We start from the raw sequence: 17,322 nt of genomic DNA, 5'->3' as shown, positions 1-17,322 counted from the left end.
TCCGGCAACTCCACCGAACCCGTCACGTCCGTCGTCCGGAAATAGAACTGCGGCCGATACCCATTGAAGAACGGCGTGTGACGACCACCCTCTTCCTTCGACAACACGTAAATCTCTGCCTCGAAATGCGTGTGCGGCGTGATCGAACCCGGCTTCGCCAAGACCTGACCGCGCTCGACGTCCTCCCGCTTGGTGCCGCGCAGCAGCACACCACAGTTGTCGCCCGCGACGCCTTCGTCCAGCAACTTGCGGAACATCTCAACACCGGTGCACGTCGTCTTCACCGTGTCCTTCAAGCCCACGATCGAGACTTCGTCACCGACCTTGACCTTGCCACGCTCGACACGACCCGTTACCACCGTGCCACGACCCGAAATCGAAAACACGTCTTCGATCGGCATCAGGAACGGCTTCTCGATGGCCCGCTCCGGCTCTGGGATGTAGCTGTCCAGCGCCGCTACTAGGGCCTCGACCGCCGGCACGCCAATCTCGCTGGTGTCGCCTTCCAGCGCCTTTAGCGCCGAACCCTTGACGATCGGAATGTCATCGCCCGGGAAATCGTACTTCGACAGCAACTCACGGACTTCCATCTCGACCAGCTCCAGGAGCTCCGCGTCGTCGACCATGTCCGCCTTGTTCAGGAATACCACGATGTACGGCACACCGACCTGACGCGCCAACAGAATGTGCTCCCGCGTCTGCGGCATCGGACCGTCCGCCGCCGAACACACCAGAATCGCTCCGTCCATCTGCGCCGCACCCGTGATCATGTTCTTCACGTAGTCGGCATGACCCGGACAATCCACGTGCGCATAGTGCCGGCTCGGCGACTCATACTCGACGTGCGCCGTCGCAATCGTGATGCCCCGCGCCCGCTCCTCGGGTGCATTGTCGATCTGATCGTAGGCTTTGAACTCGCCCCCGAACTTAATCGCCATCACCTTCGTCAGCGCCGCCGTCAGCGTCGTCTTGCCATGGTCCACATGACCAATCGTCCCGACGTTCACGTGCGGCTTCGTGCGTGTAAATTTCTCTTTGGACACGACCAATACCTCTTTGGAAGACTGAATCCGCTAATCCGGCGCCGAACTACGACGCCTTCTTGATGATGGCGTCGGCGACGTGAGTCGGAGCTTCGACGTACTTCTCGAAATGCATGCTGTAGGTAGCCCGGCCCTGCGTTGCGGAACGCAGATCCGTCGCATATCCGAACATTTCGGACAGCGGGACCTCACAGCGAATAACTTTACCGCCCGGCGCATCGTCCATACCTTGGATAATGCCGCGCCGACGGTTCAGGTCGCCGACCACATCACCCATATAGTCTTCAGGCGTCACGACCTCAACTTTCATGACCGGCTCCAGCAGTACAGGAGCGGCTTTTCGCGCCCCCTCCTTGAAACACATCGAGCCGGCGATCTTGAAAGCCATTTCGTTCGAGTCGACATCGTGGTAGGAACCATCGAAAATGGTTACCTTGACATCGACAACCGGGAAGCCCGCCAGTATACCATTTTGCATTTGTTCCTGTACACCCTTATCAACGGCCGGGACGTACTCTCTGGGAACGACGCCACCGACGATGCCGTTGACGAATTCGTAGCCGGTGCCCGGCTCTTTCGGCTCCAGGCGAAGCCAGACGTGACCGTACTGTCCCCGACCACCGGTCTGACGGATGTACTTTCCTTCCTGCTCCAGGCTCTTGCGGATCGTTTCGCGATAGGCCACCTGCGGCGCACCAACGTTGGCAGCAACGCCGAACTCACGCTTCATGCGGTCGACGATGATTTCGAGGTGCAACTCGCCCATCCCGGAAATGATCGTCTGACCCGACTCTTCGTCGGTACGAACACGGAAGGACGGGTCTTCCTGGGCCAGCTTGCCGAGCGCGATACCCATCTTTTCCTGGTCGGCCTTCGTCTTCGGCTCGACTGCCACGGAAATCACCGGCTCCGGAAAATCCATCCGCTCCAGCGTGATGATTGCCTTCGGATCACACAGGCTATCGCCCGTCGTGACATCCTTAAGCCCGATACACGCGGCAATGTCGCCCGCCCGGACTTCCTTGATCTCTTCGCGGTTGTTCGCGTGCATCTGCACCAGACGACCGATCCGCTCGCGACGATCCTTGACCGAGTTGTAAACGGTATCGCCGGACGACAGGACACCCGAGTACACACGAATGAAGGTCAGCACACCGACATACGGGTCGGTCGCGATCTTGAACGCAAGCGCCGAGAACGAAGCGTCGTCGGACGCCGGACGCTCGCCCTCACTCTCGTCCTCGAGAATGCCCTGGATCGGCGGCTTGTCGATCGGCGACGGCATGAACTCGATGACGGCATCGAGCATCGCCTGAACGCCCTTGTTCTTGAAGGCCGAACCGCACAAGGCCAGCACGATTTCACCGGCAATCGTGCGGGTACGCAGACCCTGTTTGATCTCCTCGCTGGTCAGGTCACCTTCTTCGAGGTACTTTTCCATGAATTCTTCACTGGCCTCAGCCGCAGCTTCGACCAGGCGCTCCCGCCACATCGCACAGTCGTCCGCCATATCGGCGGGGATATCGCGCTCCTCGAAGCGCATACCCTGACTGGCCTCGTCCCAGAAGATGGCCTTCATCTTGATCAGGTCGATGACGCCCTGAAAGTGCTCCTCGGCGCCAATCGGCAGCTGCAGCGGCACCGGGTTACCGCCGAGCCGCGTCTTGATCTGGTCCACGACCCGCAGGAAGTTGGCGCCGGCGCGGTCCATCTTGTTGACGAAGGCCAGTCGCGGCACGCCATACTTGTCAGCCTGACGCCAAACGGTCTCGGACTGAGGCTCTACGCCGCCGACCGCACAAAACACGGCGCAAGCACCGTCGAGCACCCGAAGCGAACGCTCCACTTCGATCGTGAAATCGACGTGACCCGGCGTATCGATGATGTTGATGCGGTGCTGCGGGAAGGAGCCATCCATACCCTTCCAGAAACAGGTGGTGGCAGCCGAAGTGATCGTGATGCCGCGCTCCTGTTCCTGCTCCATCCAGTCCATGGTCGCAGCACCGTCATGCACCTCCCCCATCTTGTGAGAGACACCGGTGTAATAAAGAATCCGCTCCGTCGTCGTCGTCTTGCCCGCGTCGATGTGGGCCATGATCCCGATATTGCGATAGCGGTCTATAGGTGTCGTGCGTGCCACAGCTAGGAATCCAGTTAGGGGTATTGGAAGAAGTAATTACCAGCGGTAATGCGAAAAAGCCTTGTTGGCCTCGGCCATCCGGTGCGTGTCTTCACGCTTCTTGACGGCGGCACCGCGGTTCTCATGCGCATCGAGCAGCTCGCCGGCCAGCTTCGTCACCATGCCCTTTTCACCGCGCTTCCGCGCGGCATCGATGATCCAGCGCATCCCGAGCGCCATGCGCCGCGAAGGACGAACCTCAATGGGCACCTGATACGTCGCACCACCGACACGCCGGGATTTCACCTCGACGATAGGCTGAACATTTTCGAGGGCCTTGGTCAGCACTTCGAGCGAATCCTGACTGACGCGGGACTCGATTCTATCCATCGCGCCATACACGATCTTCTCGGCGACCGACTTCTTGCCGCTCTCCATGATCATGTTTACGAAACGCGCCAGCACTTCACTACCGAAGCGCGGGTCCGGAATCACTTCCCGCCGCTCTGACCTTCTTCTTCTGGACATAAAACGCCTACCCTATTAGCTCTTGGGGCGCTTCGCGCCGTACTTCGAACGCGCTTGGCGCCGCTTCTGGACGCCCGCGGTATCCAAACTGCCGCGCACCACGTGATAGCGCACACCCGGCAAGTCCTTTACACGGCCGCCACGAATCAGGATGACCGAGTGCTCCTGAAGGTTATGGCCTTCACCGCCAATGTAGGTCGTGACTTCCGCGCCATTCGTCAGGCGCACACGAGCCACTTTCCGAAGCGCCGAGTTGGGCTTCTTCGGGGTCGTCGTGTACACTCGAGTGCAAACTCCACGGCGCTGCGGACAGCCATCCAGAGCGGGCACGGTACTCTTGTCTTTCTTGCTAACCCTTGGCTTCCGAACCAATTGGTTGATCGTGGTCATCACCAAACTCCAGAATCATGTCGCATTGCTAACCTGACCCGCGCGTCCTCTCGGGACACGGGTTAAGCAGAGCATTGTATGATCAATGAAAATGCCCGTCAATGCATGGCAGACGCAACATCACCTGAAAGGAAGCTTCAACGGTGAGCGCGAAGACCGGAGAGGCTGGAAATCACCCAACCTCATCCGACAAGATGGCTCCCCCGGACGGGCTCGAACCGCCGACCCGCTGGTTAACAGCCAGCTGCTCTACCGACTGAGCTACAGGGGAATAGAATCTGCCTTTGGACGTGCGTCACAAGGCTGGCGCGCCTGGAGAGATTCGAACTCCCGACCACCTAGTTCGTAGCCAGGTACTCTATCCAACTGAGCTACAGGCGCACACAGAACGCGTATTGTGCCTAAGCCGAAGTGGTACGTCAACGCCTCTGTGCAAGATCCGGCGGACGTTTCGCGTTTCGCCTAGAATGGCGCGGCTAAAGCCTGTGCCCCGTGTAAGGTCATCCCCCTCCGCCGGAGAACCAGAAAACGTCTGCCCCACTGCCATGAGCGTACCCGCCAACGTGAGTTTCATCGATAGCCCCGAAAGCCTGCAGGCATTCTGCGAGGAGCTCGGCACCCCGCCCTGGATAGCGCTCGACACGGAGTTCCTGCGAGAACGGACCTATTTTCCCAAGTTCTGCCTGTTGCAGATCGCGACGACGGATCGTGTCGCCTGCATCGACCCCCTCGCCTGCCCTGACTTGTCCGCCCTGGACCCATTGTTTGATCACCCAGAGGTCGTGAAGGTATTCCATTCCGGGCGTCAGGACCTCGAGGTCTTGTGCCGCGCGCGCGGGGGACGTCTGCCCAGTCCAGTGTTCGACACCCAGATCGCCGCACCGTATACGGGTCTTGCCGACCAGATCGGATACGCTGCACTCGCAGCCGAACTGGTCGGCGCCCAGCTCGAAAAGGGCCATACGCGCACCGACTGGTCCGCGCGCCCGCTATCCGAAGCGCAACTGCAATATGCCGTCGACGACGTCCTCTACCTGGGTCAGATCTACCTGCGCCTCGCGGCGCGCCTCGCGCAACTGGGTCGCCGCGAGTGGGTCGACGAGGAAACGGCCAAGCTAATCAACCCCGCACTGTATGACCCTGATCCACAGGATGCCTGGCTGCGGATCGGCGGCAGCGGTCAGCTGGCGGAACGGGAAGGCAGGCTGCTGCAAACGCTTGCGGCCTGGCGAGAGCGCCTCGCCAGAACGCAGGACTGCCCTCGCAGCTGGATCGCCAAAGATGAGGCCTTGATGGAAATCGCCCGACAGCGGCCGAAGGATATCGCCGCCCTGAAGCGGACCAAGGGGCTGGACGAGCGAAGCGCGAAGCGCTTTGGTGACGCTTTGCTGAGCATCGTGCACGCGGCCACCGATGCGGCGCCGGTGTCCCGTGCTCCGAAGGCCCGCCCGGTACCAGAAACCCCGACACAGGAGGCGCTGCTCGATGTCTTCACCGCGCTGCTACGCCTGAAGGGTGCCGAGTGTTCCTTGAATCCGGCCCTGATCGCGAGCCGACGCGAACTCCGCGAGTTCATCGCAACCCCCGAAGGCAGCGCCCTGCTCCAGGGCTGGCGCGGAGTGCTGGCCGGACAGGAACTGCTGGCCATCCTGCGCGGCACGAAAAGTCTTCGCATCGTCGAAGGCGTGCTCCGGGTTACCGACAGTGCGTGCGCATGAATCACACGCAGGGTGGATCAAGGGCCTGCTCAGGCCCGAGGCCTATCCGCATCGCATCACCGAGCTCAGCCTGCTGGAAACCCATATCTCCTGGGTGATCCTGACCGGCCGCTTCGCCTATAAGATCAAAAAGCCGGTCAACCTCGGCTTTCTCGACTTCTCGACGTTGGCGCTGCGACATGCGTTCTGCCTGGAAGAACTGCGAGTAAACCGGCGCACCGCGCCCGGACTCTACCTCGATGTGGTGCCGATCACGGGCACTCCCACGCAGCCGGCGATCAGCGGGGACGGCAAGGCGTTCGAGTACGCGGTTCGGATGCAGCAGTTCGCGGGCGACGTCGTGCTCAGCCAACTCGCCTCAGGCGGACGGATCACCGCACACTGCATCGATGCGTTGGCCGAACGACTCGCGTCGTTCCACCACGAGGTGCCGCCCGCTGGACTCGATACGCCCTTTGGGAGCCCTGAGACCGTGGCCCGGGCAGTCAAGGAAAACCTGTCGTTCCTGCTGCGATCGGCTGGCAGCGGGGAGGAGCGCCGGTGGCTTGACGAACTCGACGCCTGGAGCCGGCGGCAACTCCAGTATCTCTCGCAGACACTGGTCAGGCGGCGGGCGGGAGGTTACATCCGCGAGTGCCATGGCGACCTCCATCTAGGAAACCTCGCTCTGATCGAGGGACAGCCGACGCCATTCGATGCCATCGAGTTCTCCCCCGACCTGCGTTGGATCGACATCATCAGCGAAGTAGCCTTTCTGACCATGGACCTCGAGGTACACGCGTTAACGCACCTCGCCTACCGGTTCATCAACCGTTACGAGGAAATCCTCGGTGATTATGCCGGCCTGCGGTTGTGGCCCTTTTACAGTGTTTATCGGGCGCTGGTCCGCGCTAAGGTCGCGCGCCTGACACGGGCAGCAACACGAGACCCGGCCGACCACGAACGTCACGACACCGCGTACCGGAACTATCTCTCCTTCGCGCACCGCGCCATCACGCCGCGAAGACCTCTGTTGCTCATAACCCACGGGCTTTCCGGGAGTGGCAAATCGACGATTGCCGGCCGTCTGGCAGAGAAACTTGGCGCCATTCGAGTGCGTTCGGATGTCGAACGAAAGCGCCTGGCACCGAACCTCACCGGCCCGAACCTCTACACCGCCGACATGACCCGACGCACCTATGCGCGCCTCGCAGAGATCGCATCGGGACTGCTCGGCGCCGGCCTGTCCGTCATCGTTGATGCCACGTTCCTGCATGCGGCCGAACGCGGCCAACTGCGCGAGCTCGCACACCGGCTACACGTGCCATTTCGCATTCTCGATGTGGACGCGCCCGACGCACTGCTCCGCGAGCGCATCGCTGCCCGTCGGCGCGCCACCCATGACCCGTCCGATGCCACTGCGACGGTTCTCGATCGCCAGCGTAGCGAACGGGAGCCACTGCTGCCGCAGGAGCGCGACGCCAGCCTGCGCATCGATGGCGCGGCACCCGACGTGGACCAGGCTCTTGCCGCATTGCGAAAGCTCTGACTTCTCTCCACTACTCGACTGGGTGCGGTGAGGCACAGGCGCTGCACGGTATCGCTAAGGGCGAGAGATCCAGGAATAGGGGCACGCCCCTGACCACCCCGTTTCGACTTGTACCGGCGCAAGGCCACGCCGACGCTTGCTCGATCAACGTCGAACGGAGGATGCGAAGAAGTGGAACGGAGCGGTACGCGTGGCCTGCACCACCGAACCGGTCCCCCGAAACACGGGCTCCGCCCTGTCTGGGCGGTCAGTGCGCGCCGGCGGCCGCAGTCCCTGCAATGAACGCCCCGAACGCACGACTGCCATTGCCCGTGCGAATCGTGCCGGTGACCGTGAGTTGCTCCGCGTCGATCACCGTGACGTTGTTGCTGAACCAGTTTGCCACATAGATCAAGCGACCATCGGCAGTCGCCCCGATTCCCTCCGGGTATTCGCCCACGGGTAGGGTCGCGATGACCTTGCGCTGTTGCGTATCGATTACCGAGACCGAGTTGTCGTACTGATTCGTTACGAAAAGTCGGCGTTCTGCGAAGCCGAGCGCTGCGGCGTAAGGTCGATCGCCCACGGCGATAGTGTCGATTACCGTCATCGTCCACGGATTGATGACGCTAACGTCGTTGCTTTCCACGTTGGCGACATACAGCCGGGTACCCGACGCATTCAGCGTCACGCCGAACGGATGCTTGCCGACGCCGACGAGCCGCGTCATGGCCAAGTGCCGGGTGTCGACCGCGGCCACGCTGTCGTCATCCCGGTTAGCGACATACAGGGTCGCCCCGTCGGCCGCCACGGCGATGCCGGCCGGTGACCGTCCCACATCCACGGCCCCAATTTGCCGCATCGCCACCAGATCGAAAACAAGCAACTGGTGCTGATACCAGTCAGCGACATAGGCGCGCTCACCGTTCGGCGCAATCGCGATACCCAGGGGTCCAGGACCCGCCGGCATCTCCGCCATCGACTCCAGTCTTTTGCCATCGATCACGGAGACCGACTGACTGCCTGGATTCGACACCACGACGCGACCGCCGTCGTCCGATACGGCCACACCGGCAGGTTCCGCGCCGACCGGCAGCGTCTTGACGACAGCCCCGACCGCCGTATCGATGATCGAGACCGAATTGGCCTTCTGGTTGGTGACGAACGCATAGGGAGCCGCCGCAACATCAGCCACGACGGCAAATCCCAGGACCAGTCCGAGCGTGGCGCGTGCCATCATAGCGCGCTGACGAATTCGAGCGGATTACTTGCCTTCGGCAACCGACTTCAGCTTGCCGAGGCACTCGGTATAAAGACCGGTTACTGCCTTGATCGCAGCTTCCTCGTTCTGATCCGGCGGCGGGTTGTTGGTCATAAAGCTCCGGTAGAAGGCGCCGCTCCATTCGACCGTCGAGCCTCCGGCCGCGCCTTCCTTCACTTCGATCGTGGACGAGTAATTCGCGACCGGCATGTCGGCGACGTCGACCTCGGTGATCTTGTATGAGTAACTCTTCTTTTCCGCGTCGTAGCTCTTCAATTCTTCCTTGATCGACCGCCCGTTGGGAAGCTTCAACTCACGGGTCGCGCCCTTCTCATTGCCGCCCTGGCTGGTTTCGCTGGCGACCTTGGGGCACCAGGTGTGCATCGTGCCGAAGTCCTTGATGACATCCCACACCGCGGCCGGCGGCGCAGCGATGTCGATCTTCTCCTCGACTTTCTGCCGACTGGGACCATGAGCCGCCGAGAGGCCCGACCACAGCAGCCCAGAACACGCGGTTAGTGCAACGATGACTCTCATTTTTCTACTCCCTCGCGAGCGCTAAAAAGGGCTAAGTATACGGGAAACTCTCCTGATTTCGAGTCAGGAGTTTTTCCCCATAAGCGCGCAGATCGCTCAGTAACGCGGCCGATTGCGCCGTCGCCGGCGCCGACGACGCGACCGATTGCAGGGCAGTCTGGAAGCCAGCGATGTTGCGTGCCGGGGTGCCGTCTTTACCGGTCAGACGGGCCAGCCGCTGTGACTCCCAGCGATCCCGCTCGGATGCGTCGAGCGACTCCGGATAGTTTCGGGCTCGATAACGGAAGACCATTTCGGGCAGGCGCGGGTCGACAAAGGGCGGGGTTCTGCCGGCCCAGTCCGTCGGCGGCAATGTGTGCAACCGGTCCAGTTCACGCCGGTCGGCATCCCCAATAAAGCCCCCGCCATACAGCGCGGCATCCGGATCGACCACCCCCGACCGCTCGGAGCCCTCGAAAACATGTGCGACCTTCGCCGCTAATCCCGGAGCAGTGCGAAGCTGCGCCAGATGAACGGCAACGGTCTCGAGGCTTATCGCGAGCCGCTCGCTGTCTTTAGCTCGCAGCACCGTGATGGGTGCCAGCACCGGCGCCTTGTTCAGGTGCACGAGTTTCAACGGTATCCGGGGCTTGCCTTCTCCGAGTTCGGCCGCGGCCGTGAAAACCCGTTCCCGCACCGCTTCCGTGTCGAGGTCCAGCAGTTGCGCGGGGTCGACACCCAGGTCGTAGACGATGACGGCGTTGCGATTGGTTGGGTGCATCGCCAGGGCAACGACGATCGCCAGGCATCCGCGCTCTGCCCCGAAGCGACTCGACACGTGCACGACGGGCTCGAACTGGCCTACCTGCAGCAGGGCGGCGGCCTCAGCCTTGCCGCGGTGACTGAACACAAAGTCGTACAGCCTCGGTTGAGCCGCCTTGACCCGCTGCGCCAGAGCAATCGTTGCACGTACATCGGCCAGCGCATCGTGCGCCTCCGAATGTGCAATGCCGTTCGCAGCCGTCAGCAACTCCAGGCGGAAAGTCGGGTGGCCCTCTCCATCCAGAGGCCAGGAGAGCCCCTCCGGGCGCAACGCCCGAACGAGTCGGACCATGTCGATGATGTCCCAGCGCGAGTTGCCGTTGCGCCATTCCCGCTCGTACGGATCGAACAGACTCCGGTAGAACACCTGACGCATCACCTCGTCGTCGAAACGGAGGTTGTTGTAACCGACGACACAGGTCTGCGGCCGCAGGAACTCGGCGCGGATCGCGGCGGCGAACTCCGCTTCCGGAACACCGCGTGCCGCGGCCAACTGGGGCGAGATGCCCGTGACCACACAGGCCGCGGGATCGGGGAGGTAGTCGGCCGGGGGCCGGCAGTAAAGAACGAGCGGTGGCTCTAGGGGATTGAAATCGGCGTCGGTTCTGATGCCAGCGAACTGCGCCGGCCGATCCCAAACCGGATCGAGCCCGAAGGTCTCAAGGTCGTACCAGAAGAAACTGAAGGTCGACACGCGATCATTCAGTCAAGATGACGCGCGGTCATGGGGCAGAAATCACGGGGAGCGCCGGCAGGCGCTCCTCGCCTCGTGGCCCTGGCAAGCCCGAGTCGCGGAATCGCAACCGGTCAACGCTGGGCCGCCGCTGCGGCTTCCGCCTTCAGGCGCTTTTCGCATTTCTGCGTGCAAATGCAGTTGCCCCCGTTGAGGCCGCCGCAGGTGCCCTTGATCGCCTGGCGTCCAAAGATCACGCCAACGGCCATCAACAGAAACACGACGGCCATGGCGGCAAACGTAATCAGGAACATGGTCATGGGATAGCCCTCTTGTGTCCCGGGGTTGGAGTCGCAGCCACGCGGCGAGGCCTTTCGCGGCCCCGCCGCCCGTCCCGGCTCAGCCGCCGAAATCGTCCAGCATGATGTTTTCGCGGTCGACGCCGATATCCTCGAGCATCTTGATGACCGCGGTGTTCATCATCGGCGGACCGCACATGTAGTACTCGCAATCCTCTGGTGCCGGATGATCCTTCAGATACTTGCTAAAAAGGATCTCGTGAATGAACCCGGTGTACCCCGTCCAGTTGTCCTCCGGCTTCGGGTCGGAAAGGCCCAGATACCACTTGAAGTTCGGATTCTCGGCCTGCAACTGATCGAACTCGTCGGCATAGAACGTCTCGCGCAGACTGCGAGCGCCGTACCAGAACGTGATCTTCCGCTTGGAGTGAATGCGGCGCAACTGGTCGAAGATATGCGAGCGCATCGGCGCCATACCGGCACCGCCGCCCACGAACACCATCTCCTTGTCGGTGTCGCGCGCGAAGAACTCGCCGAACGGGCCCGAAATCGTGACCTTGTCGCCCGGCTTCAGACCGAAGATGTAGGAGGACATGATGCCCGGGGGGATATCCGGCGCGTTCGGCGGCGGCGTCGCGATCCGGACGTTCAGCATGATGATGCCTTTTTCGTCCGGATAGTTCGCCATCGAATAGGCACGGATGGCGGGCTCGGCAACCTTGGACTCGAAACGCCACAAGTTGTACTTATCCCACTCGTCGCGGAAGCGCTCCTCGATCAGGTAGTCGCCGTACTTGAAGTGATACGCCGGGCACTCGATCTGGATGTAGCCGCCGGCCTTGAAGTCGACGCTCTCGCCCTCCGGCAGTTGCAGCACCAGTTCCTTGATGAACGTCGCGACGTTATGGTTGGACTTGACCGTACACTCCCACTTCTTGACGCCGAAGACCTCCTCGTGGACATGTACCTTCATATTCTGCTTGCACGTCACCTGGCAGGACAGGCGATCGCCGTGCGCGGCCTCGCGCTTGGTGATATGCGACAGCTCGGTCGGCAGGATCTCGCCGCCGCCCTCGGTCACCTGCACGCGACACTGGGCGCAGGTGCCGCCACCGCCGCAGGCAGACGAGACGAACAGATTGTTGTCCGCCAGAGCCGTCAGCAACTTCGAGCCGATCGGGACGAAGATCTTCTTTTCGTCGTTGATCAGGATCTCGACGTTGCCGGAGGCGACGAGTTTCGACTTGGCGCCGAGAATAAGGAATACGAGTGCGATCACGATGACCGTGAACAGCACCACCCCTAAAAGAATTTCCAACATTGCCTTTGCCTTATGCCTAGAGTTGAATGCCGGAGAAGGCCATGAACCCGAGCGCCATCAGGCCCGCGGTGATGAAGGTGATGCCGAGCCCGCGCAAACCGGGCGGCACATCACTGTACTTCAGCTTTTCCCTAACCCCTGCCATCGCGGTGATGGCCAGCGCCCAGCCGAAGCCGCTGCCGACCCCATAGACCACACTCTCCGCGAAGTTGTAATCGCGCTCGATCATGAACAAGGACCCTGCCAGGATCGCGCAGTTCACCGTGATCAGGGGCAGGAAGATGCCCAGCGCGTTGTAGAGCGCCGGGAAGAACTTGTCGAGCACCATTTCGAGTATCTGCACCATCGCCGCGATCACGCCGATACAGGCCATCAGCGCGATAAAGCTCAGATCGACATCGGGCATGCCGGCCCAAGCGAGGGCGCCTTCCTTCAGCAGGTAGGTGTAGATCAGGTTATTGGCAGGCACCGTCAGCGTCTGCACGATCACGACCGCGATACCCAGACCGACGGCGGTCTCGATCTTCTTCGATACCGCGATGAAGGTGCACATGCCCAGGAAGAACGCCAAGGCCATGTTCTCGATGAACACGGACTTGATGAACAGATTGATGTAGGCCTCCATCAGTGAGCCTCCCCATGCGCCGGGATGATCGCGAAATCGGCTTGCTCGACCTGCTTCGGCTTCCAGGTCCGGATGGCCCAGATCAACAGCCCGATCAGGAAGAAAGCGCTAGGCGGCAACAGCAGCAGGCCGTTCGGCACGTACCAGCCACCGTCCTTCATCAGCGGCAGGACGTCGATGCCCAGCAACTTGCCCGACCCGAACAGCTCGCGCACGAAGGCGACGCTGATCAGGATCAGGCTGTAGCCCAGGCCATTCCCGATGCCGTCCAGGAAGCTCTCCCAGGGCGGATTCTTCATCGCATAGGCTTCGGCGCGGCCCATCACGATGCAGTTCGTGATGATCAAGCCGACGAAGACCGACAGCTGCTTGCTGACCTCATAGGCGAAGGCCTTCAGCAACTGGTCAACGACGATGACCAGCGAAGCGATGATGACCATCTGCGCGATGATGCGCACGCTCGACGGCACATGATTACGGATCGCCGCGATCCCGGCGCTGGAGAACGCCGTCACGGCCGTGAGCGCCAGACTCATGATCAGCGCGGTCGACATCTGCGAGGTCACGGCCAGGGCCGAGCAGATTCCGAGCACCTGCAGGGTGATCGGGTTGTTGTCGACCAACGGCTCAACCAGAACTTTCTTTTCTTCAGCATTCATCGGTTTAACCTCTTGCGGAGCGAATTTTTGCCAGGTAGGGACCAAAGCCGTCCTTGCCCATCCAGTAGCGAATCAGATTGCTCACACCACGACTGGTCAGCGTGGCGCCGGCCAACGCATCGACCTGATATTCGGCACCGGGCTTGGATGGGTCGACATTGCCCTTGACGAGACCCAATGCCACTTCGCCGGTCTCGATCGTCTGGCCTTTCTCGCTCAGATTGCTCTCGTGCACATCCTTCTTGGCCAGGTTGTAGACCTTCTTGCCCTTCCAGAGCGCCTTCCATTTCGGATTGACGACCTCGCCGCCGAGACCCGGCGTTTCCGCCTGGTCGTAGAGGTTCAAACCGATAACCGTTTCGCCGTCGCCTTCCAGCGCGATGAAACCGTACATGGTCGACCACAGGCCGTAACCGTTCACCGGCAGGATCAACGCCTTGATCTTGCCGCCCTCCATGACCTGGTAAACCTTGGCGTACTTGGCCTTGCGCTTGATGTTGGCAATGTCCTCGTCGGCCGGGATCGTAACGCTCATCGCCGGATCCTTGGCCGCCTTGCGCTGATCGAAGGTCTTCGCGTCGATGTTGTCGACAGGGTTGCCGGTCTCAAGGTCGATGATCTTCGGCTCGATCTGCTTGAAGGCCTCGTCGACGTTGACGCCTTCGGTCTTCAGGCCGGCCACTTCCAGGATGTTGACCTTCTCGTCCTTGGACTTGTTGCTCTCCTGCAGCGACTTCAGCGCCACCGCCGATCCGGAGACCAGCACGGCGCCGACCAGGCACAGCCCAAGCGCGACCGCGATGGTCTTCTCGAAGCTGTCGTTGGGCAGGGCCAGCACGTGCTGTGCATAGCGATTGGCCTTTTCCTTCCAGACAGCAAACTTGTCCTCCTGAGGATTCTTGACACTCTCGGTGGAACTAGACATGGCGCCGCGCCCTCTTGCTGATGTTGACCTTGATCACCGCATAATCGATCAGCGGCGCGAAGATGTTCGAGAACAGGATCGCCAGCATGATGCCCTCGGGGAAAGCCGGGTTCACCACCCGGATCAACACCGTCATGAATCCGATCAAACCGCCGAAGATCCAGCGGCCCATGTTCGTCTGAGCAGCACTGACCGGATCGGTGGCCATGAAGGTCATGCCGAAGGCGAAGCCGCCCAGCGTCAGATGCCAGTACCAGGGCATGCCGAACATCGCATTGGAATCGCTGCCGATGATGTTGAACAGCGTAGACGTTGCGACCATGCCCAGGAATACGCCGGCGATGATCCGGTAGTTCGCGATCCGCGTGTAGATCAGGAAGGCCGCTCCGATCAGGCAGGCGATGGTCGAGGTCTCACCCAGCGAGCCCTTCTCGAAACCGAACAGGGTCGCCCACCACGAAATCCCGCCCTGCGTAATGCCGTCGACACCGCCCAGCGCGGCCAGACCCAGCGCCGTTGCCCCGCTGAACCCGTCCACGGCGGTCCATACCGCATCGCCCGACATCGACGCCGGGTACGCGAAATAAAGGAACGCGCGGCCGGTCAGCGCCGGGTTCAGGAAGTTCTTGCCGGTACCGCCGAACACTTCCTTGCCGAGCACGATGCCGAACGAGATGCCCAGGGCCACCTGCCACAACGGAGCGTTGGGCGGCATGGTCAGCGCGAACAGGATCGACGAAACGAAGAAGCCCTCGTTGACCTCATGTTTGCGCACGACCGAGAACAGGACTTCCCACAGACCGCCCGCCACGATCGTGACGATGTAGATCGGCAGGAAATACAGTGCGCCGTGCAACAGATCCGAGACCGGGTTGGCACTGTTGTAGCCGAAGATGTTGAGGATCGCACCGCGCCAGCCCGGAGCTGACTGCAAGCCGATGGCCTCCATTGCGACATTGGCCTGATAGCCAGTGTTGAACATCGCCATCAGCATGCACGGGATCGTCGCGATCCAGACGTAGGTCATAACCCGCTTCAGGTCGACCGCATCGCGCACATGGGTGGCACCGGAGGTGACGTCCGGCGGCGTGTAAAGGAACGTGTCCACCATCTCGTAGACGGGGTACAGGCGCTCGAAGCGCCCGCCATGCGCGAAGTACGGATGGAGCTTATCGAGAAACTGTCGGGTACGAGACATTAGCCTTCCTTCTCAATTTGCGTCAGATTGGTTCTGAGAACGGGCCCGAAATCGTGCTTGCCCGGATCGATGAAGGTGCACAGGGAGAGATCCTCTTCGTCCAGTTCCAGACAACCCAGGGCCTGCGCCATATCCGTATCACCGACCACCAGCGCCCGCAGCAACTGGGTCGGCAGCATGTCGAAGGGGAAGACTTCCTCATAAATACCCAGCGGCACGATGGCCCGCGGGCTGCCCCAGCGTGACGACGCCAGCGGAAATTTGCGGCCCCGCACCTTCGGCAGGCTGGACAGCAGCACATTCAGGAACGAGTACTTCTCGCCGCCCGGTACCACCCAGCCCATGAACTCGCGCTCACGCCCTTCGGCGATGACGCTGATCTGATTGTGATAGAGGCCAAGGTAATCGAACGGTCCCTCGGCCCGCCGGCCGCACAGCACCGACCCGGAAATTACCCGCGCTTCCTTGCCTTCCACGATCTGGCCGCTGACCACATCGCTCAGATTGGCGCCCACGCGGGTTTTGACCAGTCGCGGCTTGGCGACGATCGGCCCGGCCAGCGACACGACACGTTCGACGTTGAGACGCCCGGTCGTGAATAGCGCGCCAATGGCCATGACCGCCTGATAATCCAGGTGCCAGACGCACTTCGACCCGTTGACGGGGGACAGATGATGGATATGCGTACCGACCAGTCCGGCCGGATGGGGCCCGTCGAAATCGACGACTTCGGCCTTGCCCACCGCGGCATTGATGGCCGTTTGCGACGGGGACTTGCAGACGTAGAGCTTGCCCTCGACCAGATGGCTGATCACGACCAGACCGTTGCGGAAGTCCGCCGCCCGCTCCTTGATGATCACGTCCGGGTTGGCCGCAAGCGGATTGGTATCCATCGCGTTGACGAACAGCGCATGCGGCATCGCATCCGGCGCCGGAATCTTGCTGTACGGGCGGGTGCGGAGCGTCGTCCACAAACCGGAGTCGAGCAGGTTCTGCTTGACCTGTTCGGTCGACAGTTTCGGCAGCTCGGCTTCCTTGTAAGCCGCAAAGGTGCGTTCTTCCTTGCCCTTCAGTTCGATGACGACGGATTGCAACACCCGGCGAGCACCCCGATTGATCGCCTTGACGACCCCGGCGCCCGGCGAGGTGAAATTGACGCCTGGGTTCTGCTTGTCGGTGAACAACACGTCACCGAGTTTGACTCGATCCCCCTCCGACACCTGCATGGTCGGCTTCAAACCCACGATATCGGAACCAAGCAGCGCCACGGAACGAACCGCGCCGACATCGGCGTGAATCGTCTGCGACGGCTCCCCCGTAATCGGCAGGTTCAAACCCCTCTTCGTTTTTATCACCATAGTCCAGCCTGCACTTCTAGAAAAACCGGCACGCCGCGCGTCGCGTCGCGCCACTCTCGGAGGGGACGCATGATGCAACTCGGGACGGAAATAGGTTTCCGGTCGCGTGGCGCCGAGAGATCGGGCGCTCGTCGACAACGGTCAGGTTTGGCGTGGCATCGAGCCGCTACGAGCGGAGAGCCAAACCCGGAGCAAAACGACGGGTATTAGACCATATGGACCAGCTTTCAACAATCTACGACCCTGTCACGCTCAGTAAACGAGCTATCGCTGCCAGGCAACGCAGAGGCTCTCTACGCGTCCCCGCCGATGCCTCGGCGAGGACGCCAAAGCCGCCCGCAACGGCGACCGGGCGGCCAC

The 17,322-nt window shown here is 61.6% G+C and carries 16 protein-coding genes and 2 tRNA genes; 2 read left to right on the top strand and 16 right to left on the bottom strand.

Features of this window, described 5'->3' with window-relative positions; genetic code table 11:
• The 6 genes from tuf to ACW73L_RS07785 form a co-directional block, all read right to left on the bottom strand.
• Positions 1-1,043: elongation factor Tu (gene tuf, locus ACW73L_RS07810; protein WP_498921162.1), on the bottom strand; the 1,043-nt coding region annotated here is incomplete at its 3' end.
• Between the two features lie 46 nt (positions 1,044-1,089).
• Positions 1,090-3,183 (bottom strand): elongation factor G, encoded by a 2,094-nt coding sequence (fusA, locus tag ACW73L_RS07805; protein ID WP_129884729.1) that lies wholly within the window; start codon positions 3,181-3,183, stop codon positions 1,090-1,092.
• A 36-nt stretch (positions 3,184-3,219) separates the two neighbouring features.
• Positions 3,220-3,690 carry a 30S ribosomal protein S7 gene (gene rpsG, locus ACW73L_RS07800; RefSeq protein ID WP_129884728.1) on the bottom strand — a complete coding sequence of 157 codons (471 nt, stop codon included), beginning with the start codon at positions 3,688-3,690 and terminating at the stop codon, positions 3,220-3,222.
• Between the two features lie 15 nt (positions 3,691-3,705).
• Positions 3,706-4,080, bottom strand: a complete 375-nt coding sequence (gene rpsL, locus ACW73L_RS07795; protein ID WP_129884727.1) for a 30S ribosomal protein S12 — start codon at positions 4,078-4,080, stop codon at positions 3,706-3,708.
• Positions 4,081-4,275: 195 nt separating this feature from the next.
• Positions 4,276-4,351, bottom strand: a tRNA-Asn gene (locus ACW73L_RS07790).
• 33 nt (positions 4,352-4,384) lie between these two features.
• Positions 4,385-4,461: transfer RNA gene (locus ACW73L_RS07785), tRNA-Arg, on the bottom strand.
• A gap of 164 nt (positions 4,462-4,625) precedes the next feature.
• Here ACW73L_RS07785 and rnd point away from each other — a divergent pair.
• Together rnd and ACW73L_RS07775 are read left to right on the top strand one after the other, a co-directional pair.
• Positions 4,626-5,798, top strand: coding sequence for a ribonuclease D (rnd, locus tag ACW73L_RS07780; RefSeq protein ID WP_498921161.1), 1,173 nt, complete (start codon positions 4,626-4,628; stop codon positions 5,796-5,798).
• Positions 5,785-7,326 carry a bifunctional aminoglycoside phosphotransferase/ATP-binding protein gene (locus tag ACW73L_RS07775; RefSeq protein WP_498921160.1) on the top strand — a complete coding sequence of 514 codons (1,542 nt, stop codon included), beginning with the start codon at positions 5,785-5,787 and terminating at the stop codon, positions 7,324-7,326. Before rnd ends, ACW73L_RS07775 begins: the two co-directional genes overlap by 14 nt.
• 247 nt (positions 7,327-7,573) lie before the next feature.
• Here the strand turns inward: ACW73L_RS07775 and ACW73L_RS07770 are convergent, their stop codons facing one another.
• From ACW73L_RS07770 to ACW73L_RS07725, 10 genes are all read right to left on the bottom strand, one after another.
• On the bottom strand, positions 7,574-8,542 hold the full coding sequence (locus tag ACW73L_RS07770; protein WP_498921159.1) for a YVTN family beta-propeller repeat protein: 969 nt from the start codon (positions 8,540-8,542) through the stop codon (positions 7,574-7,576).
• Between the two features lie 27 nt (positions 8,543-8,569).
• On the bottom strand, positions 8,570-9,103 hold the full coding sequence (locus ACW73L_RS07765; protein WP_129884724.1) for an SRPBCC family protein: 534 nt from the start codon (positions 9,101-9,103) through the stop codon (positions 8,570-8,572).
• Between the two features lie 31 nt (positions 9,104-9,134).
• A complete protein-coding gene (gene sbcB / locus ACW73L_RS07760) occupies positions 9,135-10,598 on the bottom strand; it encodes an exodeoxyribonuclease I (protein WP_498921158.1) in 1,464 nt (487 codons plus the stop codon).
• Positions 10,599-10,711: 113 nt separating this feature from the next.
• Positions 10,712-10,897, bottom strand: coding sequence for a (Na+)-NQR maturation NqrM (gene nqrM / locus ACW73L_RS07755; RefSeq protein ID WP_498921157.1), 186 nt, complete (start codon positions 10,895-10,897; stop codon positions 10,712-10,714).
• Positions 10,898-10,976: 79 nt separating this feature from the next.
• The gene (gene nqrF / locus ACW73L_RS07750) at positions 10,977-12,197 is read right to left on the bottom strand and encodes an NADH:ubiquinone reductase (Na(+)-transporting) subunit F (RefSeq protein WP_129884721.1); all 1,221 of its coding nucleotides are present in this window, start codon (positions 12,195-12,197) and stop codon (positions 10,977-10,979) included.
• Positions 12,198-12,213: 16 nt separating this feature from the next.
• Positions 12,214-12,822 (bottom strand): NADH:ubiquinone reductase (Na(+)-transporting) subunit E, encoded by a 609-nt coding sequence (nqrE, locus tag ACW73L_RS07745; RefSeq protein ID WP_129884720.1) that lies wholly within the window; start codon positions 12,820-12,822, stop codon positions 12,214-12,216.
• Complete coding sequence (locus ACW73L_RS07740; RefSeq protein WP_498921156.1) at positions 12,822-13,481, bottom strand: NADH:ubiquinone reductase (Na(+)-transporting) subunit D; 660 nt, start codon at positions 13,479-13,481, stop codon at positions 12,822-12,824. The genes nqrE and ACW73L_RS07740 overlap by 1 nt, the downstream gene beginning before the upstream one ends.
• Before the next feature lie 4 nt (positions 13,482-13,485).
• The gene (locus tag ACW73L_RS07735) at positions 13,486-14,406 is read right to left on the bottom strand and encodes a Na(+)-translocating NADH-quinone reductase subunit C (protein ID WP_498921155.1); all 921 of its coding nucleotides are present in this window, start codon (positions 14,404-14,406) and stop codon (positions 13,486-13,488) included.
• Positions 14,399-15,604 carry an NADH:ubiquinone reductase (Na(+)-transporting) subunit B gene (locus ACW73L_RS07730; protein ID WP_498921154.1) on the bottom strand — a complete coding sequence of 402 codons (1,206 nt, stop codon included), beginning with the start codon at positions 15,602-15,604 and terminating at the stop codon, positions 14,399-14,401. Before ACW73L_RS07730 ends, ACW73L_RS07735 begins: the two co-directional genes overlap by 8 nt.
• Positions 15,604-16,962, bottom strand: coding sequence for a Na(+)-translocating NADH-quinone reductase subunit A (locus ACW73L_RS07725; RefSeq protein WP_498921153.1), 1,359 nt, complete (start codon positions 16,960-16,962; stop codon positions 15,604-15,606). Before ACW73L_RS07725 ends, ACW73L_RS07730 begins: the two co-directional genes overlap by 1 nt.
• Positions 16,963-17,322: the final 360 nt, after the last annotated feature.

This window comes from Methylolobus aquaticus (assembly GCF_054172105.1).
This window is presented reverse-complemented; position numbering and strand designations above follow the sequence as displayed.